19 protein-coding genes, 4 tRNA genes and 1 other annotated feature are annotated in these 20051 nt (G+C 46.3%); of the genes, 19 read left to right on the top strand and 4 right to left on the bottom strand.

Annotated features, from left to right (window positions below; genetic code table 11):
• Positions 1–368: 368 nt before the first annotated feature.
• Positions 369–923, bottom strand: a complete 555-nt coding sequence (locus ACX4JR_RS12300; protein ID WP_476058329.1) for a UbiX family flavin prenyltransferase — start codon at positions 921–923, stop codon at positions 369–371.
• A 101-nt stretch (positions 924–1024) separates the two neighbouring features.
• Here ACX4JR_RS12300 and recO point away from each other — a divergent pair, with 101 nt between their 5' ends.
• From recO to ACX4JR_RS12205, 19 genes are all read left to right on the top strand, one after another.
• Positions 1025–1786, top strand: coding sequence for a DNA repair protein RecO (gene recO, locus ACX4JR_RS12295; RefSeq protein ID WP_476058328.1), 762 nt, complete (start codon positions 1025–1027; stop codon positions 1784–1786).
• 77 nt (positions 1787–1863) lie between these two features.
• Entirely contained in the window at positions 1864–2295 is a 432-nt protein-coding gene (locus ACX4JR_RS12290) for a DUF4342 domain-containing protein (protein WP_476058327.1), read from the top strand.
• Between the two features lie 89 nt (positions 2296–2384).
• Positions 2385–2596: a binding site (T-box leader), on the top strand.
• Positions 2597–2642: 46 nt separating this feature from the next.
• Positions 2643–2975, top strand: coding sequence for a tRNA-binding protein (locus tag ACX4JR_RS12285; protein ID WP_476058326.1), 333 nt, complete (start codon positions 2643–2645; stop codon positions 2973–2975).
• A gap of 19 nt (positions 2976–2994) precedes the next feature.
• On the top strand, positions 2995–3873 hold the full coding sequence (gene glyQ, locus ACX4JR_RS12280; RefSeq protein WP_476058325.1) for a glycine--tRNA ligase subunit alpha: 879 nt from the start codon (positions 2995–2997) through the stop codon (positions 3871–3873).
• A complete protein-coding gene (glyS, locus tag ACX4JR_RS12275) occupies positions 3874–5967 on the top strand; it encodes a glycine--tRNA ligase subunit beta (RefSeq protein ID WP_476058324.1) in 2094 nt (697 codons plus the stop codon).
• Positions 5968–6124: 157 nt separating this feature from the next.
• Positions 6125–6766 carry a transcriptional regulator CcpN gene (ccpN, locus tag ACX4JR_RS12270; protein WP_476060554.1) on the top strand — a complete coding sequence of 214 codons (642 nt, stop codon included), beginning with the start codon at positions 6125–6127 and terminating at the stop codon, positions 6764–6766.
• 37 nt (positions 6767–6803) lie between these two features.
• Entirely contained in the window at positions 6804–7616 is an 813-nt protein-coding gene (locus ACX4JR_RS12265) for a pyruvate, water dikinase regulatory protein (protein WP_476058323.1), read from the top strand.
• On the top strand, positions 7606–10251 hold the full coding sequence (gene ppdK, locus ACX4JR_RS12260) for a pyruvate, phosphate dikinase (protein WP_476058322.1): 2646 nt from the start codon (positions 7606–7608) through the stop codon (positions 10249–10251). The genes ACX4JR_RS12265 and ppdK overlap by 11 nt, the downstream gene beginning before the upstream one ends.
• Positions 10252–10403: 152 nt before the next feature.
• Entirely contained in the window at positions 10404–10967 is a 564-nt protein-coding gene (thpR, locus tag ACX4JR_RS12255) for an RNA 2',3'-cyclic phosphodiesterase (protein ID WP_476060553.1), read from the top strand.
• 116 nt (positions 10968–11083) lie between these two features.
• Positions 11084–11686 (top strand): flavodoxin family protein, encoded by a 603-nt coding sequence (locus ACX4JR_RS12250; RefSeq protein WP_476058321.1) that lies wholly within the window; start codon positions 11084–11086, stop codon positions 11684–11686.
• Between the two features lie 89 nt (positions 11687–11775).
• On the top strand, positions 11776–12786 hold the full coding sequence (locus ACX4JR_RS12245) for a deoxyguanosinetriphosphate triphosphohydrolase (protein WP_476058320.1): 1011 nt from the start codon (positions 11776–11778) through the stop codon (positions 12784–12786).
• A 202-nt stretch (positions 12787–12988) separates the two neighbouring features.
• Positions 12989–14752, top strand: coding sequence for a DNA primase (dnaG, locus tag ACX4JR_RS12240; RefSeq protein WP_476058319.1), 1764 nt, complete (start codon positions 12989–12991; stop codon positions 14750–14752).
• Between the two features lie 38 nt (positions 14753–14790).
• Positions 14791–15900 carry an RNA polymerase sigma factor RpoD gene (rpoD, locus tag ACX4JR_RS12235; RefSeq protein WP_476058318.1) on the top strand — a complete coding sequence of 370 codons (1110 nt, stop codon included), beginning with the start codon at positions 14791–14793 and terminating at the stop codon, positions 15898–15900.
• A 68-nt stretch (positions 15901–15968) separates the two neighbouring features.
• Positions 15969–16043: transfer RNA gene (locus tag ACX4JR_RS12230), tRNA-Asn, on the top strand.
• Between the two features lie 7 nt (positions 16044–16050).
• A tRNA-Ile gene (locus ACX4JR_RS12225) sits at positions 16051–16126 on the top strand.
• A gap of 6 nt (positions 16127–16132) precedes the next feature.
• Positions 16133–16208 (top strand) — tRNA-Glu (locus tag ACX4JR_RS12220).
• Position 16209: 1 nt separating this feature from the next.
• A tRNA-Val gene (locus ACX4JR_RS12215) sits at positions 16210–16285 on the top strand.
• Positions 16286–16334: 49 nt separating this feature from the next.
• Positions 16335–16532, top strand: coding sequence for a glycine betaine ABC transporter substrate-binding protein (locus tag ACX4JR_RS12210; RefSeq protein ID WP_476060552.1), 198 nt, complete (start codon positions 16335–16337; stop codon positions 16530–16532).
• 354 nt (positions 16533–16886) lie between these two features.
• Entirely contained in the window at positions 16887–17051 is a 165-nt protein-coding gene (locus ACX4JR_RS12205) for a hypothetical protein (protein WP_476058317.1), read from the top strand.
• A gap of 121 nt (positions 17052–17172) precedes the next feature.
• Here ACX4JR_RS12205 and ACX4JR_RS12200 read toward each other — a convergent pair whose 3' ends face one another.
• The 3 genes from ACX4JR_RS12200 to ACX4JR_RS12190 form a co-directional block, all read right to left on the bottom strand.
• Positions 17173–17943 carry an ABC transporter permease gene (locus tag ACX4JR_RS12200; RefSeq protein WP_476058316.1) on the bottom strand — a complete coding sequence of 257 codons (771 nt, stop codon included), beginning with the start codon at positions 17941–17943 and terminating at the stop codon, positions 17173–17175.
• Positions 17943–18878 (bottom strand): ABC transporter ATP-binding protein, encoded by a 936-nt coding sequence (locus tag ACX4JR_RS12195; RefSeq protein ID WP_476058315.1) that lies wholly within the window; start codon positions 18876–18878, stop codon positions 17943–17945. Before ACX4JR_RS12195 ends, ACX4JR_RS12200 begins: the two co-directional genes overlap by 1 nt.
• 296 nt (positions 18879–19174) lie before the next feature.
• Complete coding sequence (locus ACX4JR_RS12190; RefSeq protein WP_476058314.1) at positions 19175–19921, bottom strand: arginase family protein; 747 nt, start codon at positions 19919–19921, stop codon at positions 19175–19177.
• Between the last annotated feature and the right edge of the window lie 130 nt (positions 19922–20051).

The following is a 20051-nucleotide window of genomic DNA, read 5'->3' as shown; positions in this document are numbered from 1 at the left end:
TTATACGTAAAGTATTCCGTTACTCATGCTACGTAGTTTATAGATAATGTGACATGTAATTATTTTCGCGAGTTTATCTTGCTGATTGCAGTTGAAATCCCAATAAATGTACACCCTATAAGTAACAACGATAATCCCATTATCATTTGGAATGGCCCGCCTCCAAAATGACTAAAAGGATAGGGACCATTGATTATCCATATATATCTTTCAGAATCACCGTGTATAAACCACCATAGAAATAATGGGCTTGTCAATGATACAAAACCTAACCCCAAGCAAAGACTCGAAATATAGTACAAAATCTTGTTCCTACCCAGTAGACTCTCCTCCTTGTTTCATATTTACTATCTAACCTGCCTAATTTTTTAAATGCCCCACCGCTTGACCAGGTGGTTTTCAATCCCCAGCAAATCCAGCACTCTCCCTACCGTTTGCTTTACCAGGTCGGTAATGGTTTTGGGGTGCTGGTAAAAAGAGGGCACCGGGGGCATGATGGTAACCCCCAGGCGGGAGAGCTTCAGCATGTTTTCCAGGTGAATGGGGCTCAGCGGAGTTTCCCGGGGCATTAAGATAAGCTTTCGTCCTTCCTTAATGCATACGTCCGCTGACCGGGCCACCAGGTTATCGGCAAGTCCCGTGGCTATGGCAGCCAGGGTTTTCATGCTGCAGGGTGCCACTACCATGCCCCGGCACAGGAACGAGCCGCTGGCAATAGGGGCTGACATTTCTTCATCATGATAGTTGTTGGTTGCCAGTTTGCGCACCTGCTGGGGGGTATAATCCGTTTCCATAAGGATGTTCTCTTCGGCCCACCGGCTTAAAATAAGGTGGGTTTCAATATTTAATCGCTTAAGCTCTTCCAATAAAGTTATTCCATAAGTAGAACCGGTGGCGCCGGTGATGGCGACTATTACACTCATAATTACCTCCGTTATGGTAGTTTTATTAAATTTGACATCAATCGGACCCAAAGGAAATGTATAATAAAAGTATAACATAAAAGCAAAAAGGGGTATTCCCAATGAAATTATATAAAGTGGAGGCTGTAGTTTTAAGTTCCCGGGAAATGCGGGATGCTCACCGGTTATTAACACTTTTTTCCCGCCAGCAAGGAAAACTAAGGGTTGTAGCCCATGGTGTAGATAAGCCTTCCAGCCGAAAGAGGGGGGCGGTACAGCCCTTTTGTTATTCTTCCTTTCTTATTTACAGGGGAAGGGAGCTGGATTCCGTCAGACAGTGTGAGGAAATCAATGCTTTTCCCGGCCTGCGGGCCGACTTGGATAAATTTTCATATGCCAGCTATATAGCCGAACTTGTTGATGCATCCACTATGGAAGGCGAGGTAAACAAGGAACTGTTCCTTTTGCTTTTGGCCACTTTACAGTTGTTGTCCCGGAATGGTGCCGATATTGAATTGTTTACCAGGGCATTCGAAGTAAGGTTGATGGATGTTTCAGGCTTAAGACCCCAACTGGAGCAATGTGTTGGCTGTGGGGCCCGAATTAATTCAGGGGCTGTAGGTTTTAGCAGCAGTGCGGGGGGAGCGGTTTGTAGCCGGTGCATGGATATAATTCCGGGGGTAAAAAAATATCCCCGTAGTACCGTTGAAGTTTTGCGGCTGCTATTAACCTGGAACCTCGTAAAATTGGAGCGGATAAAAGTATCTTCTGGCGTAAGACAACACCTTAAGGGATTGTTACATGATTATATAAGCTACCACCTGGATAAAAAATTCAATTCCATGCAATTTCTTGAGCAATTGCAATCATACCATTACAAGTAAAAGTGTATAAAAATTTGTCTTCACGGGCTAAATAAGGTTAAGTGGAGAATACGTAAACCGGAAAGGAGGAGTACCTTGTGAGCAGCGAATTAGAAAAGATTGATATAATTAGAGCCAGAACCAGGGTAAGTTACAGGGAGGCCAAAAAGGCGCTGGATGAGGCAGATGGAGATGTGGTGCAGGCTTTGATTAATTTAGAAGAGGGTAATAAGCAATTCAGTGAAAGGTTGTACGGAAAAAGTGAAGAGGTTATAAACCGTTTGAGGGCCCTTTTAAAACGAGGGCAAAAGACGAAGATTAAAGTAAAGAAAGGGGGCCAAACGGTTTTTGAGGTGCCGGCTACCGTTGGTGTAGTGGGACTTCTCGCTGCCATGGCCAGCAGCGAGCTGGCCTTGCTGGGTATTTTGGGGGGCGCGGCGGCCATGGCAAAGAATTATACCCTGGAAATAGACCGGAAGGGAGAAGACGGAGAGGTGAGCAGTTTTTTCGGCTCGAGTAAAGAGCAGTAGCAGGTAAAATATTTAAAGAATATTTGTTAATTATAGATAGCATTTGACTTTGAAAAGGAAATTTGGTAAATTGGTTTCCAAAAATAAATATTATGGCGATGATGGAAAGAGTAGGCGGGGGTAGTTCTGCAGAGAGCCGGGATGGTGGAAACCGGTGAACGAGCCCGGCCGAAAGGGGTTCCTGAGCTGCAAGAGGAAAGTCGCTTTTTGCGATGAGTAAAGCTTGCACTCCAATTAAGGTGGGCAGTTGTTTAACTGCCAAACAGGGTGGAACCGCGGGAAAATTCCTCCCGTCCCTGACTTGATGCCGGGGCGGGGGGTTTAGTTATGTTTGGGGGGATGATGATTTGACTATAACTATTGATGATTTTCAAAAGGTAGAGATGAGGGTGGGCAGGATTATTAGTGCAGAAGATTTTCCCGAGGCACGCAAACCTGCTTACAAGTTAACTATTGATTTCGGTAAATTTGGCATTAAGAAGTCCAGTGCCCAGATTACCCACAGGTACACCAAGGAAGAGCTTGTGGGCAGGTTGGTGGTGGCCGTCACCAATTTTCCCCCGCGTCAAATTGGTCCCTTTATGTCGGAGGTACTGGTTTTGGGTGTCAATGACAGGGAAGGAAAAGTTGTACTTTTAAAGCCCGATAGTGAAGTGCCACTGGGAGAGAGAATTTATTAATATGAGGGAGGGGATAAGCTTGAATTTTCAGGATTTAATACAGGCCCTGAACAATTTTTGGGCCAAGCAGAAATGTGTTATCCAGCAGCCTTATGACATAGAAAAGGGTGCAGGTACCATGAACCCGGCCACCTTTTTGCGCGCGCTGGGCCCGGAGCCGTGGCGGGTGGCTTATGTAGAGCCCTCCCGCAGGCCCACTGACGGGCGCTACGGAGAAAATCCCAATCGCCTTCAGCATTATTACCAGTACCAGGTGATATTGAAGCCGTCACCGGACGATGTGGTGGAAATTTACCTTGAAAGCTTGCGGGCAATTGGTATTGACCCCGAAGTACATGATATTCGCTTTGTAGAAGATAATTGGGAATCCCCCACCCTCGGTGCCTGGGGATTGGGCTGGGAAGTTTGGCTGGACGGCATGGAAATAACCCAGTTTACCTACTTTCAGCAGTGCGGCGGCATTGACTGTCGTCCGGTGAGCGCCGAAATTACCTACGGCCTGGAAAGGTTGGCCATGTACATCCAGGGGAAGGATAATGTGTTTGATATAGAATGGGTTGAGGGTATAACTTACGGCGATGTACACCACCGGGGTGAAGTGGAACATTCCTATTATAATTTCGAAGAGGCCGACACCGGCATGCTTTTTAAGCTGTTTGAAATATATGAGGGAGAGGCCCTGCGCATTATAAAGAAAGGATTGGTGCTTCCGGCCTACGATTACGTCTTAAAATGTTCCCACACCTTCAACTTGTTGGATGCCCGTGGGGCTATAAGCGTTACCGAAAGAACCAGTTACATAGGACGGGTGCGCAATTTGGCCCGGGCCTGCGCCCAGGCGTATGTAAAACAGAGGGAAGAATTGGGTTATCCTTTGTTGAGAAAGGAGGGGGCGTAGATGGCAAGGGATTTCCTTTTAGAGATCGGCGTAGAAGAAATGCCGGCGAGGTTTTTGAATCCCGCGCTGGAGCAATTAAAGGACCTGGCTGCATCTGTTTTGGAGGAAAACAGGTTGCAATATGAAGATATTCACACCCTGGGTACACCGCGCCGCCTGGCGCTTTTTGTGCGGGGCCTGGCGGAACAACAAAAGCCTTTGGTTAAGGAGGTAAAGGGTCCTGCCGTTAAGGTGGCCTTTAAGGACGGCAAGCCTACCAGGGCGGCCCAAGGGTTTGCCAGGAGTCAAGGCGTCAGCGTAGATGAACTGGTCACCAGGCCTGTGGGCCCGGTGGATTACGTTTTTGCCGTAAAACGGGAAGAGGGCCGTGCCACCGGCGAGCTTTTACCTGAAATTGTGCCGCAATTTATAACCGGCTTGCATTTTCCCAAGCCTATGCGCTGGGGCAACCTGGAGTTTCGCTTTGCCCGGCCCATCCGCTGGTTGGTGGCGTTGTACGGTGAGCAAGTAATTCCTTTTGAATTGGCGGGATTAAAAGCCGGCCGGATAACTTACGGCCACAGGTTCTTAAGTAAGGGCCCCGTAACCATTAACAGGCCGGCGGATTACCTGGCCGTGCTGGAGGAAACTTACGTGCTTGCCGAGCCAGGGGAACGCAAAAAGCGTATACGCTCCCAAATTGAAAAACTGGCCGCGGAAGTAGGGGGCCGAGTTCTGGTTGACGAAGAACTTCTGGATGAAGTAACCAATCTGGTGGAATATCCCACTGCTATATGTGGAAGTTTTGACCCGTCTTACCTGGAATTACCTTCAGAAGTGCTTATAACGCCTATGCGGGAGCACCAGCGTTACTTTCCCGTGCAAGATAAAGACGGAAAGCTCTTGCCCCGCTTTATTGCCGTCAGTAACGGCAGTATTAAACACATAGATATTGTGCGGGCCGGAAATGAAAGGGTTCTCAAGGCCCGGTTGGAAGATGCTGCCTTCTTCTGGCAGGAGGATCTGAAAATTCCCCTGGAATCCAGGGTAGAAGAATTGAAAAAGGTGGTTTACCAGGAAAACCTGGGAACAATGTACCAAAAGGTGGAGCGAATTTCGCGCCTGGCGGGATTTATTATCAAGGCCCTGGGAGGGAACGATGAAGATGTTTCCGTTACCTGGCGGGCCGCCCGGCTGGCGAAGGCTGACCTGGTAACCAATATGGTTTACGAGTTTCCTGAGTTGCAGGGGATTATGGGCAGAGAATATGCACTTCGCTCGGGGGAAGACCCGGCTGTGGCCCGGGCCATTTTTGAGCACTATCTTCCGCGCCATGCCGGCGACGAGCTGCCCCGTTCCCTGCCCGGTAAAGCCCTCAGTTTGGCTGACAAAATGGATACTTTGGTGGGCTGTTTCGCTATTGGGATTCAGCCTACGGGGTCCCAGGATCCCTATGCCTTACGCCGCCAAGCACTGGGAATATGTCATATTATATTGGAATATGGTCCCGGCCTTTCCCTTAAGGATATGATTCACTGGGCCTATGAGGGGCTTAGCGAGATGGTGGAACTGCAGTATAGCGAAAAGGATGTGTGGGAAAACCTGCAGGAGTTCTTCCGCCAGCGCTTACGCGGTCTCTTCGGGGAAACGGGGCTTAGTTACGATACCGTTGAAGCTGTACTTGCTGCTGGATTTGACGATATAGCTGATGTCTACTTGAGGGGCCGGGCGGTGGAGGACTTCAGGAACAGGCCGGCCTTTGAGGCATTGTTTACCGCTTATACCCGTGCCTTTAATCTAAGTAAGAAGGCTGGGGATACTAAAGTGAAAATTGATTTGCTGGAAGACGTTGCCGAAAAGAAATTATATGATGCTCTAACGGGGCTTGTCCGGGAGGTGCAGCCCTTTGTGAAGGCGCGGGACTATATCCAGGCCCTGGAAAGTATGGCCCGCCTGCAGGGGCCGGTGGATGAGTTCTTTGAACAGGTTATGGTGATGGTGAAAAATCCACAGGTCCGGGATAACCGCCTGGCCTTGCTAAAAAATATTGCAGCATTTATAGGGTCGGTGGCCGACTTCAGTAAAATAGTGGTGGAAGGGGAAAATGAAAAGTAATAATATATAAATAATTTGCTGTTTGGTAATTGGTAAATATAATTCTTTAAATTTTTTATGATATGCGGAAGGGAATTAAAAATGGACATATAATATATATTAATTATAACAGGTGCTCAAATAGTATGGCATATTTGCTCTGTAAGGGGCGATGGTTTTGGAACTTACCAAACGGCAAGAACAGATATTGGAAATAGTAAAAAAATACGGGCCCATTACCGGTGAGCAGATTGCTGAAAAGCTTAATTTGACTAGGGCTACTTTAAGGCCGGACATGGCAATTTTAACCATGTCCGGCCTTTTGGAAGCAAGACCCCGGGTGGGCTATTTTTACAGCGGTAAATCTCCTTCCCGAATACTGGCCGATAAATTACACCGGATAAAGGTTTCTGAAATAAAATCAGTACCAGTGGTCGTTTCCGAAAAATGTACGGTTTATGATGCCGTTGTTACCATGTTCATAGAGGATGTGGGTACACTTTTTGTGGTTAGGGAAGGAGGTTTTTTAGACGGGGTACTTTCCCGTAAGGATTTATTGAAAATTACCCTTGGCGGGCAGGATATTCATAAGTTGCCCGTGGGGGTGATTATGACCAGAATGCCCAATGTTGTTACGGTTGGCCCCGATGATTCCGTGTGGTTTGCTGCCCAGAAAATAATAACCCATGAAATAGATGCCGTTCCCGTGGTCCGGGCGGTTGAAAATGATAACGGGGATAAAGGTTACGAGGTACTGGGCAGGGTAAGTAAAACTAATATAACAAGGTTATTTGTAGAATTGGGTGAAGGCAATGATTAAGGAGGCGGTTCCCATTTCCACAGGGAGCGATAACCCCATGCCAGTTGTTTATATACTTTCCGATTCAGTCGGGGAAACGGCGGAACTGGTAGCCAGGGCGGCGGCAAGTCAGTTTGACGGGGGAAGCATTGAAATAAGGCGGGTCCCTTACGTAAATGACCCGCGGGAAATCCCTGAAATCATTGAAGAGGTTAAACAAACCCGGGGTATGATTGCCTATACATTGGTATTGCCCGAATTGAAGGAAGCCCTGGAGCGTGAGGCCCAAAAATATAACATTATAACGGTGGACTTAATGAGTTCCATGCTGGACGCTCTCACCAAGTTGCATGGCAAGCCGCCGAAACTGGAGCCCGGCTTAGTACGTAAAATGGACAGGGATTACTTTCGCAAGGTTGAGGCTATTGAATTTGCCGTTAAATATGACGATGGAAAGGATCCCCGGGGGATATTGAAGGCTGACCTGGTAATTATCGGGGTGAGTCGAACTTCCAAAACCCCCCTTTGTATGTATATGGCCCATAAAAGGATAAAGGCCGCTAATGTGCCGCTGGTGCCGGAAGTTCCACCCCCTGAAGAGATATTTAGCCTGCCCCCTCACAGGCTTATAGGGCTGACCATTCGGCCCCAATTGTTGAATGAAATCAGGCGGGAGAGGCTTAAAACGCTAGGTTTGACATATAATGCAGATTATGCCAGTATGGAGCGTATCTTGCGAGAGTTGGAGTATGCCGAGAGTATTATGAAAAAGGCCGGCTGTTCCATAATTGATGTTAGCAACAAGGCCGTGGAAGAAACCGCAACCAGAGTGTTGGAAATATACTACAGGGGGGAAAGACATGTCAAGTAAAAAATATGTATACCTTTTTAAAGAGGGTCGCGCCGATATGAAAGATCTTTTGGGCGGTAAAGGAGCCAATTTGGCTGAAATGACCAATATTGGCTTAACGGTGCCTCCCGGATTTATAATTACCACCGAGGCCTGTAATGAGTTTTATGCCCGGGGGAAGCAATTCCCGCCCGGTATGGAAGAGCAGGTACGGGAAAAATTACAGGTTCTCGAACAGGAAACGGGTAAAAAGTTCGGTGATCCCCAAAATCCTTTGCTGGTAAGCGTTCGCTCAGGGGCGCCCATATCCATGCCCGGCATGATGGAGACAGTTTTAAACTTGGGGTTAAACGACGAAACAGTACAAGGATTGGCCAGGGCCTCTGGGGATGAACGGTTTGCCTTGGATTGTTATCGCCGGTTCCTGAGCATGTTTGGGGACGTAGTGCTGGGCATCGAGCACCTTAAATTTGAGCGCTATCTGGAGGTCAAAAAGGAAGAGCGTGGTGTTCAATTTGATAACCAATTGACTGCTGAGGATTGGAAAGATGTTATTGAAAATTATAAAAAGTTAATTGAAAGGGAGACTAAAAAACCGTTCCCCCAAGACCCCATGGAACAGTTGTTTAAGGCCATTTACGCCGTGTTCAGTTCCTGGAACATTGACAGGGCCGTTGTTTACCGCAAGGTAAATAAAATTCCCGATGACCTGGGTACGGCAGTAAATATTCAGGCCATGGTCTTCGGGAACCTGGGAAATGATTGCGGTACAGGAGTGGCTTTCACCCGTAACCCGTCAACAGGTGAAAATGTTTTGTACGGTGAATACCTGGTAAATGCCCAGGGGGAAGATGTGGTGGCTGGCATAAGGACACCGCAGCCCATTGCCACCTTGAAAGATGAAATGCCTGATGTTTATGAACAATTTCTAAACACTTGCCGCCTTTTGGAAAAACACTACCGTAATATGCAGGATATCGAATTTACCATAGAGCGTGGCAAACTTTACATACTTCAAACCAGAACCGGCAAGAGAACAGCCCAGGCAGCTTTGAAGATCGCAGTTGATATGGTTAACGAAGGTTTAATTACCAAAGAAGAGGCGCTGACCAGGGTGGAGCCTGCTCACCTGGATCACCTCTTGCACAGGTGTATAGATCCTGAAGCCAATCTAGAGGTTATTGCCAAAGGGCTCCCGGCTTCGCCGGGCGCGGCCAGCGGTCAAATTGTTTTTGATGCCGATGAGGCCGAAAGGCTGGGGCAAGAGGGGCAGAAAGTTATTCTGGTGCGCACTGAAACCACACCTGATGATATTCATGGTATTGTTGCGGCCCAAGGTGTACTTACCTCCCGGGGGGGTATGACCAGTCATGCTGCGGTGGTGGCCCGGGGGATGGGTAAGCCCTGTGTTTGCGGCTGTGAGGTTATACGTATTGACTACGAGGCCGAACAATTTACCGTGGGGGACCGGATATTTAAGAAAGGTGATCTGATTTCCATTGACGGTGCTACTGGCCAGGTTATTATTGGTGAGGTACCCATGCTGGATCCGGAACTCAGCCCGGAGTTTAAGCAACTCCTGGAATGGGCCGATGAAGTTAGAAAACTGGGGGTCCGGGCCAACGCTGATACTCCTGAAGATGCTGCCAAGGCCAGAGAGTTCGGTGCGGAGGGTATAGGGCTTTGTCGTACAGAGCATATGTTCATGGCCCAGGACCGTCTGCCCATAGTCCAGCAAATGATTTTGGCAAACACAAAGGAAAAGCGCCAGGAAGCCCTTGATAAACTTCTTCCCATGCAAGAGGAAGACTTTTATGGAATCTTAAAGGCCATGGAGGGCCTGCCCGTAACCATAAGGCTTCTGGACCCGCCCCTGCACGAATTTTTGCCGAATGCAGAGGAATTGCTGGTTGAAATCACCGAGCTTCGCTTGACCAACGGGGACCGCAAGAAATTGCAGGAAAAGCAGGAATTACTCAAACAAATAAGACAACTCAGCGAGTTTAATCCCATGCTGGGCCACCGGGGGTGCCGCTTGGGAATAACTTACCCCGAAGTGTATGCCATGCAGGCCAGGGCTATTTTCCAGGCAACTGCCAGGCTGGTTAAAGAAGGTGTCAAGGTGTTTCCAGAAGTGGAAATTCCCCTCGTGGGCGATGTTAATGAGTTAGAAGTTTTACGAAAAGTAGTAACGGAAGTTGCCGAAAGGGTGGCCAAAGAAACCGGAACTAGTTTCGAATATACGGTAGGTACCATGATAGAGGTCCCCAGGGCGGCTTTAACAGCCGGGGAAATTGCCAAGATTGCCGACTTTTTCTCCTTTGGTACCAATGACCTTACCCAAACAACCTTTGGTTTCAGCAGGGACGATGCTGAGGGCAAGTTTTTACATGAGTATGTGGAAAGAAAAATACTAAAGGAAAATCCCTTCGTGGTACTGGACCGTGACGGAGTGGGCAGGCTCATGGAGATAGCCGTGCGAGAAAGTCGCCGGGTTAAACCCAATATGCTTATAGGCATCTGTGGTGAGCATGGTGGCGAGCCCAGTTCCATAGAGTTTTGTCATATTACCGGGCTTGATTACGTAAGTTGCTCACCTTATAGGGTTCCCATTGCCCGGTTGGCAGCGGCCCAGGCCCAGATAAATAATAAGTGATGGGAAAGGCAGCTTAAATGCTGCCTTTCCTGTTTAAAATAAATCTTAAATTAAATTTTTAGCGTAAACAGACAGGAAATTTACTTATTGTAGAGAAAAAATTCATTAGTCTTACAGGAATATCATTATATGGGGGTAAAAGGGTGCAGCGAATGCGTCTTTTTTGGGCCATAAATCTGCCCAAGGAACTTAAAAAACATTTGTATAATGAAATAAAACATCCACTGCAGGATATGCCGGTTAATTTAAAATGGGTGGAAGAGCAAAACATACATCTTACATTACAGTTTTTGGGTAATGTAGAATCCGGCCGGGTGGAGGAAATTGTCAGTGCTGTGCGAAAGGAGATTGGGGGATTTGGCCAATTGTCGTTTGAAGTAAAGGGTATAGGGTGCTTTCCGGGAGACAGCCGCCCGCGGGTGTTTTGGGCCGGGCTGGGTGGCCAGGTGGAAAAGCTTCGCACTCTACAAAGTAAAATCCAGCGAGCCCATATCCCTCTGGGGTTTTTGCCGGAAAAAAGGCCCTTTTCCCCTCATATAACCCTTGCGCGCTTCCGTTCTTCTGCTAATAGTGAGATTTTTTTGCAAAGGCTGCGAAAATTGGTACCAGTTTCCAGAAATTTGGGCTCCTTTAAAGCTAATTCTGTGGAACTTATGCAAAGTATCCTTTCCCCCAAAGGGCCGACTTACAAAATTTTGGAATCAGTGCTGCTATAAGTTACTTGATGTAAAATAAAAGCATAAGTTTCACTAAATTGGTCCGAAAACAAGTAAAATTAAATAATAGTATTGGAATAAGATTTATCAAATTTTTACTGAAAGAGGGATGTAACATGCTCATTTTAGCAATTAACGGAAGTACAAATAAAAACGGGAATACGGCGTATATGTTGAACATTGCCCTTGAAGAGGTGCGCGCGTTAGGAGCAGAAGGGGTTTTTCTCCATGTTTCAGATGTTTTAAAAGATGTTAAGGTACCCTTTTGCATAGCTTGTTCCAATCCGTGTGAAGGAAAGTGTTATAAAGGAACTGCTTTGGAAGAGGCTTTTAACCTAATGCTTAAGGCCGACGGTATTATTATAGGCAGTCCGGTTTATTTCTGTACCATTTCGGCGCAGTTGAAGGGTTTTTGGGATAAAACCAGGAAATTGCGTACCGGAAAAGGGCTTATTAATAAAGTTGGAGGGGCACTGGCAGTTGGCGGAGCGCGTTTTGGCGGCCAGGAAACTACCATAAGGGCGATACACGACATGATGCTTTGCCAGGGAATGACTGTTGTTGGAGACGGCTACCATGCTGACGATGCCGGACACCAGGGAGGCTGTTGCCAAAGGCCGGCCAGAGATGACCAGGAAGGGCTGAAGCGGACCCGTATACTGGCCAGGAGGGTGTTTGAAGTGGCGGAGGCTACAAAAAATCTCAGAGCCGGCAAGTAATTTCCGTGCCGTTTCATATCCAATGTCATGCCCCGGCGGGACTCTACCTGTCGGGGCATGACTTTTGCCGGTAAAATGAGGTGGTATTGGTGAATATTCGCGAGCATACGGAGAGAATGGAGGAAAAGCTTCTTTCTCCCTTTGCGTGTTGCAGTACCCGCAGTAAGGGTCGGGCGGTGCCGGAGGAACCCTGCCAGGTGCGCACGGCCTTTCAAAGGGACAGGGACAGAATTATTCACTCTAAAAGTTTTCGCCGGCTTAAACACAAAACACAGGTATTTATTATTCCTGAAGGAGATCATTATCGAACCAGGTTGACCCATACCCTGGAAGTGGCCCAGATAGCAAGAACCGTAGCCAAGGCGCTGCGCTTAAACGAAGATCTAACCGAGGCCATTGCCCTGGGTCACGATTTGGGTCATACACCCTTCGGTCATGCCGGAGAGGCCGCCCTAAATGAGGTTTTTCCGGGAGGATTTTGCCACAACCAGCAAAGCCTCAGGGTGGTGGCGGAACTGGAGGGGGGTAAAGGGCTTAATCTTACCTGGGAAGTGCAGGACGGCATTGTTAATCATACCGGCCCGGAGCAGCCGGCTACCCTGGAGGGGCAGATAGTCAGGATAGCTGACAGGGTGGCCTATATCAACCATGACATAGATGATGCCATCAGGGGAGGGATTTTGCGGGAAAGTGATCTACCTTCGGAATGTATTGAAATATTGGGAAGAACTCATAGGGAAAGAATTAATGTGATGGTTATGGACTTAATTGAAAACAGCTGGCAGCGCCCCGTTATAAGTATGAGTCCGGCGGTTCAAAAAGCTACCGATGAGTTGAGGGAATTTCTCTTTGAAAAGGTGTATGTGGGCTCTGAAGCTAAACGGGAGGAAAAAAAGGCCCGTCATGTGGTACAGTGCCTGTACACGTATTTGGTAAAAAATCCCGAACGGTTGCCCCGGGAATACTATGCGCGCTGCGAGAAAGTGGGTACGGAGAGAGCCGTTTGTGATTATATAGCGGGGATGACGGATAGATATGCTATTCTTATCTTTGAAAAATTGTTTATTCCCCGGGCATTTAGTATTCCCGATCAAGTTTAGCTTTAGCAAATATTGGGAATGCTAAGCAATATCCCTTTATTAAAAATTTGTCGAAACGCTGGGAGGAGAATCTATAGCCGTAGAGAATTACAGTAAGAAAGGCCGTTTTTAAGTGTTTTAAAGGCCTAATTAAAGAAAAAGGGAAAGAATAAAGACATGTAGAATCCTTAAATTGATAAAAAAGTTTTTGCGGGTGGTTTTGGTGGCAGGTTTCATCCCCGAAGATGTTGTGGAAAATATTCGCAGCCGTGTTGATATCGTAGAAGTTATTTCAGACTACGTACAATTGAAAAAAAAGGGCAGGAATTTTGTAGGGCAATGCCCGTTTCACCAGGAAACCAACCCTTCCTTTACAGTTAGTTTTGAAAAACAAATTTTTTATTGTTTTGGTTGTGCTGCCGGGGGAGATGTCTTTAAATTTTTGATGCTCTATGAGGGCTTAACCTTTCAAGAGGCAGCACAAGCCCTGGCGCGAAGGGCCGGAGTAGCCCTTCCCGATACTGGAAAGGGCGGTAGCAAGGAAGGACGCAAGAGGGCAGATCTTAGTTTTAAGGTTAATTTGCTGGCGAAAGAATTTTACAAGCAGATTTTACAGCATGGGGGAGAATCTGCCCCTGCCCGGGAATATCTTATTGAGAGAGGACTTTCCCAGGAAACGATTAATCTTTTTGAATTGGGATATGCTCCAAATTCCTGGGACCGACTGGTGAAATATTTAAATAAATATGGCTATGACGCAGATACTTTGGTAAAACTAGGACTTGCCGTCCCTGGCAAGAGAGGGGCCTATGATCGTTTTCGCTCACGTATAATATTTCCCATCCGCGATGCCGGCGGAAATGTAGTGGGCTTTGGCGGTCGTGTTCTCGGTGAAGGGGAGCCAAAATATCTTAATACTCCGGAAACGGAATATTTTAATAAAAGCCGGATTTTATACGGCCTTTATGAGGCACGCCGTTATATCAGGGAATACGGCTACGCGATAATAATGGAAGGCTATATGGATGTAATTACCGCCCATCAGTGTGGTGTAGTTAATGCTGTGGCATCCCTGGGCACCAGTCTTACAAGGGACCAGGTGCAGTTGCTTATGCGGTATACCCGCGACGTTATAATTGCTTATGATGCTGATTCCGCCGGTGTTGCCGCCACTCTCCGGGGTTTGGATTTAATGCAAGAACTGGGTTGCCGGGTACGGGTAATTAGTATTCCCGACGGGAAGGATCCGGATGAGTTTTTACAACGCCGCGGCATTGAGGGCTGGCAGGAGCTGGTGTCCGGTGCGGAATCTTTATTGGAATATAAAATCCGGCAGATTAAATTAGGTTCTTTAGGGAAGGAAGTTATAAGCAAGCCAGCCATTTTGGAACAAGTTTTGCCTAATTTAGCCTATATTCAGGATGAGGTGGAAAGAGCGGAGTCCATCAAGCTGTTGGCGGCAAGACTGCACACTAGTTGGGATGCAGTAGCTGAAGAGTTAAAGAGATTTATTAAGAAAGAACGAAAAAAAAGGCCAAATTCGGATAAAATTGCTAAAATAAAGCATAATATTATACAATTGGATGCAAGAACGAAGACAGAAAAAGTATTGCTTAAACTTATGCTGGAAAATCCTCAATTGGTATCAACTGTTCAAAGAGAATTGGAAGAAAATTTCTTTAAAAATCCCGTATATAGGAGAGTGTTTGAAACAACATTACCGCTGATGAAGCGGACCGATTACAGTCCGGCATTCCTTTTCAATGTTCTTGAAGAGGATGACCAAAGAGTTCTTGGTGATTTGCTTATGGAAAACTTACCCGATGACGAGCCGGACAAAATATTACCTTCTTATATTAAAGCCATGCAAAAGTTTCTTAAAAAAGAACGTCGAGAGAGTTTAATGGATACACTGGTTGAAGCCGAAAAAGATGGTGACCAAAAACGGGTTGGTCAAATATTGAAAAAGCTGCAAACCCTTTTTTAATATTTGTAGGAACACCCTAAGAAGGGGAGAGAAGCGATATGAGGGAAAATATAAGGCCAGAAATCATGAAAGACGTTAAGGAGCTTGTGGACAAAGGGAAAAAACGGGGAGTCTTGACATATACCGAAGTTATGGATAGCCTGCAGGGAGTTGATCTGACTCCAGAAGAGATAGATGATGTTTACGAGAAACTTGCGGGTATGGGGATAGAAGTAGTTCCCGAGGCTACCGACTTGGAACCTATTGAAGTTAAAGATCCTCCTTTGGAGACAACCGAGTCCGAGGAAGTGGAAGTTGACCTCAGTGTGCCGGAAGGTGTAGGCATAGATGACCCGGTGCGCATGTATCTTAAGGAAATCGGCCGCATTCCCCTGCTTACCCCTGAAGAAGAAATTGAGTTGGCCAAGAGAATGGAACAGGGGGATGAAGAGGCTAAAAGGCGTTTGGCAGAGGCCAACCTGAGATTGGTGGTTAGTATAGCCAAAAGGTATGTGGGCAGGGGAATGTTATTCCTGGATCTTATCCAGGAAGGAAACTTGGGTTTAATTAAAGCAGTTGAGAAATTTGATTATCGCAAGGGGTACAAATTCAGTACCTATGCCACGTGGTGGATCCGCCAGGCGATTACCCGGGCCATTGCAGACCAAGCCAGGACCATCCGCATTCCAGTGCACATGGTAGAAACCATTAATAAGCTAATCCGCATTAGCAGGCAGTTATTGCAGGAATTGGGCCGCGAGCCTACACCTGAAGAAATAGCCAAGGAAATGGGTATTTCCGAAGATAAGGTGCGGGAAATAATGAAAATCGCCCAGGAGCCGGTTTCTTTGGAGACTCCCATAGGGGAAGAAGAGGATTCTCACTTGGGAGATTTTATTGAGGACCAGGAGGCCAAGGCCCCGGCAGAAGAAGCATCCTTTACCTTATTACGGGAGCAGCTGGAGGAAGTGCTTTCTACATTAACCGAGAGGGAGCAGAAGGTATTGCGGCTGCGGTTTGGGCTGGATGACGGGCGTACCCGCACCTTAGAGGAAGTGGGACAGCAATTCGGGGTTACCCGGGAGCGGATTAGGCAAATTGAAGCCAAGACGTTACGTAAGTTGCGGCATCCCAGCAGGAGTAAAAAATTAAAAGATTATCTGGAGTGACAAAATTTGTTTAAATAAAGGTGTTGACCATGGGGCCTGCTTAATGTATAATAAACAATGCGCGGCGTTCCTCGATAGCTCAACGGTAGAGCATCCGGCTGTTAACCGGAGGGTTGCAGGTTCGAATCCTGCTCGGGGAGCCATTTTTGTGGGCCCATAGCTCAACTGGTAGAGCATCCGGCTCATAACCGGCTGGTTCTGGGTTCGAATCCTAGTGGGCCCACCATTTTCAGGCCCCATGGTCAAGTGGACTAAGACACCGCCCTTTCACGGCGGTAACCCGGGTTCGAATCCCGGTGGGGTCACCATGGGAGCATAGCTCAGTTGGGAGAGCACCTGCCTTACAAGCAGGGGGTCACAGGTTCAAGTCCTGTTGCTCCCACCATGCTAAAAACCCGTGAAGCCAGTAAAATCAAGGCTTCGCGGGTTTTTTAATTTCAAGGGAGGGCCGGGCAAGTAGTTCTTGTAAGTATCTCTTAAAACCCTACTGGAAATTTACTAAGTGGGACCTAAAATATTTGGGAGATCCCAAGGGTGTTTATGGCGGGGAGGAACATATCAATATCGTGGCCCGTCAAGGCTTGAAGAAGGACGTGCCTGAAGTATATAAAGTTGCTGATAACTTCTATTGATTCTCGAAGGAAATAGATCCGGTAATGATTGATATCGAGAATGGAATGAGCCCTGACGATGCAGTTAAGAAGTTTATTAAAAATCATCAAGAGCTGGTTAATGAGTGGACTTCTTAAATAATTAGGGACCCATTAATACCTGGTTGTTTTTTAGACAACCGGGTCATTTTTTGTAATGTCGGTAACTTTTTTATATAACCGGTTCTTATAATTACCATAGTTAATCCTTTCTTGCTTGAGGCTAAAAGAAATGCTAGCATAAAAGAAAAAGGGACAAGTAAAAAAATGAGACTAAGGATTTAGATAGTTTTAAAGATTTTTGTTTTAAAAAATATGTAAAGGGGAATGCTGTTAATGATTAAGCCAAACGAAATTTGTCCTATTTGTGAAACAAAATTAAATGAGGAAAATGTAGCCAAAAAAGATTGGTTAAAAACTAAACCTATTAGGTTGGATTATGCGGGAAGGGCCCTGTGCAAGAAATGTGCAGAGTGGCTAGATAATACTGAATGGGATTAATTAACCCGTTATCTATTAAAAAATAAATTATTAATGTAATAAATTATTAATGTAAAGCCCCGCTTTGTAAGAGCGGGGTTTATCTTTTTATTTACACTTTATGAAACCGGTATACCCATTTTTAGTCTATTAAGCGCCGGTGCATGAGGTAAAGGGGAAGCTTGAAAATTAGTACAATGAATGCTACCAGCCAAAGGACGTGGTAAAGTAAATCAGAATTTACCTGTCCGAGAACAAGACTGCGCGTCAGTTCAACTACGTGGTAAAGGGGCATAAACCAGGCCAGAGCCTGTACGAAGGTCGGTAGCCCCTCCAGTGGGAAAAAAACGCCAGAAAATAAAAACATGGGCGTGATTATAAGGGTAAAGAAATAACTGAAACTTTCCATATTGGGAACCAGGCCAGTCCAGGTAATGGCCATTTCGGCAATGGCTAGGCCCGCAAGTACCAGCACCGGCAATACGAGCAATGCCCATAGTGAAGGTATCAGCCCCAGCGCCAAAAGAACAAGCATGATAACTCCCCCGTAAAGGACACTTTTAAATGTGCCGAACAGCATTTCTCCCACTATAACTTCATCCAGATTGATAGGAGTGGCAATAATGGCGTGATATGTTTTTTGAAATTTCATGCGCATAAAACTGTCGTAAGTACATTCCGAAGCTGTAGCCCACATGGCCGACGAAGCAATCAACCCGGGCGCTACCCAGTTTATATAAGGTAGGCCGTCAATGTCTTTTACAAAGACTCCCAAGCCGAAACCCAGTGCTCCAAGGTAAAGCAAGGGTTCTATGAAATTAAACATTATATTTGCAAGCCAGGTTTTTTTAAATACAATAAAATTACGCAGGAAGACCCGCCAGGTACGGTAAGAAATGTGGGCTATACTCATTACCCCGACCTCCTTCCGGTAAGCTTAAAAAACACGTCTTCCAGGTTAGCCGGGCGCAAGAGTTGATAGCGCAGGGTAAAATTTTCGTTTTGGAGCCTTGCCAAAAGCATCTTGCCGTTTTTGGGGAAAAGGTAAAGGTTTGAGCCCAGGTTAAGATGTCCGCAAATATCCTTTTGAACCCGTTTCAACAAACATTTCCGTTGGTCCTCCGGCACACTGAGTTCCAGAACTTCATCTCCTGCGTGCTTTTTAACCAGTGCCCGGGGGTCCCCCTGATCCAATATTTCCCCTTTATCCATAATTATCAAACGATCACAGAGCCTGTCAGCTTCTTCCAGATAATGGGTTGTAAGCAAAAGGGTTATACCTTTATTTTTTAGTTCTCTTAGTTGTTGCCATACCAGGTGCCGTGCCTGTGGGTCCAGTCCCGTGGTAGGTTCATCCAGTATTAAAAGCCCGGGTTTATTGATGAGGGCCCGGGCAATGGTAAGTCTTCTCTTCATACCACCGGAGAGATTATTTGCCGGAGTGTTCTTCTTATCTGTAAGCCCGAAAAACTCCAACAACTCGTCAGTCCGCTTTTCCGCCTCGGCCCCAACAATGCCAAAATACCCGGCATAAATTAAAAGGTTTTGCCGGACCGTCAATTCATGGTCCAGGTTGTTTTCCTGGGGTACTACTCCCAGTCGGGCTTTTATATCCCGCTGATGTTGCCGTACGTCCATTCCCATAACTTTCAAAGTACCGGAGGTTACCGGAGAAAAGCAGTAAATCATTTTCACCGTGGTGGTTTTGCCGGCCCCGTTGGGGCCCAAGAATCCAAAACACTCCCCTTCCAGTACATGAAAATCAATGTTATTGACTGCGACAAAATTACCGTATTTTTTGGTAAGTTCCTTAGCCTCCACTACTTTTGACTTTTTCAAAGAAATCACCAGCTTTCCTAACTTTTAAATTAACACCTGACACGATAAAAACCGAGCGTTAGCACCCGGCCTTTGTAATAATTTTATCTTATCATTCACTTAAGTAATAGATTGCAAGGCTATAGGGCTGTAAGGTACCAATGTTATTATACCAGGTAGGACTGGGTAAGTATTGAAGTATGGGTTTTATGATATGTGAAAGCAGATGGATGGGGGCTAAACGTGCTTTACCGGAAATAAATTGTGTCATCAATTAATCAAATTGCCATTGGAGAAAGGAGGGCAGTTCCATTTTTTTAATTTGGTTAGGCAGAATTATTTTGAGCTGGACTTACGTTTTTGTTTAATGTTCGATAAATAGCCAGGTTAACTCGTTCATTGGTTCTTATCCAGCGGATTTCATTGTGATTTGGCCAGAGATTGCGTGGCACTAATTCGCCGCAAACATCTACACCGACAATTTTCCATGTATACTTGGCCCACCGCAACCAGGCCAGCAGTTCATTAAGGGCAATCGGGCCGTTTCCCCAGCTGGTATTAACTTCTCTGAGAACGTCCTTGTCAATGGAGATATATATCCTTTTCGTTGGTATCAATATTTTAAAGGAGTGCCATCCTCGCTTGAAGATTGCACGCCACTGGGCTGGGGGGACGGTAGTTACTTTTGAAAGGGATATGGGTTCATCGGTACCGATTAGGACTATCCGGCTTACCGCAGGTAGTTTGGCAACTTCTGCTAGCCAGGACCCACAGCTAATAAAACCTTGTATTGCCGGGCTGCAGTCGGCGTGGTGGTCAAAAACAATTAAAGTAAGGGATTTTTTGGCGTGAACCCGGATAAGATGGTAGGATAGGTGGTGAAATTCTCCGCTTCCCAAAAAGGTTATGCCGGAGGAGAGCAGGCTCAGCTTCTTGTTTAATTTTTCAAAGGTTTCTCGCTTGCTGAGGAGCTTTAGCCCGTCTTTGTTGATTTTAATCCTTCGAGCAGCGAGATCTAGAAGCTTAGGTTGCCAAATTAATGTGTCTTCGGTGTCAACAATGAAAAGGTTCACTGTTAACACCTCTCGTTAACTATTTTTTTATTAATTATAGCATAAGGCTAAGGAAACGGTTTTTACGGTCGGGTTATCGTTGAAAAAAGTGAGAGTTTTGTGATATAAAAATTTTAAGCCCGGTATACTA

It is taken from the genome of Desulfofundulus sp. JL263-se (assembly GCF_056316025.1).
Note: the sequence above shows the minus strand (reverse complement) of the source record. Positions and strands in the feature narration are given on the sequence as shown.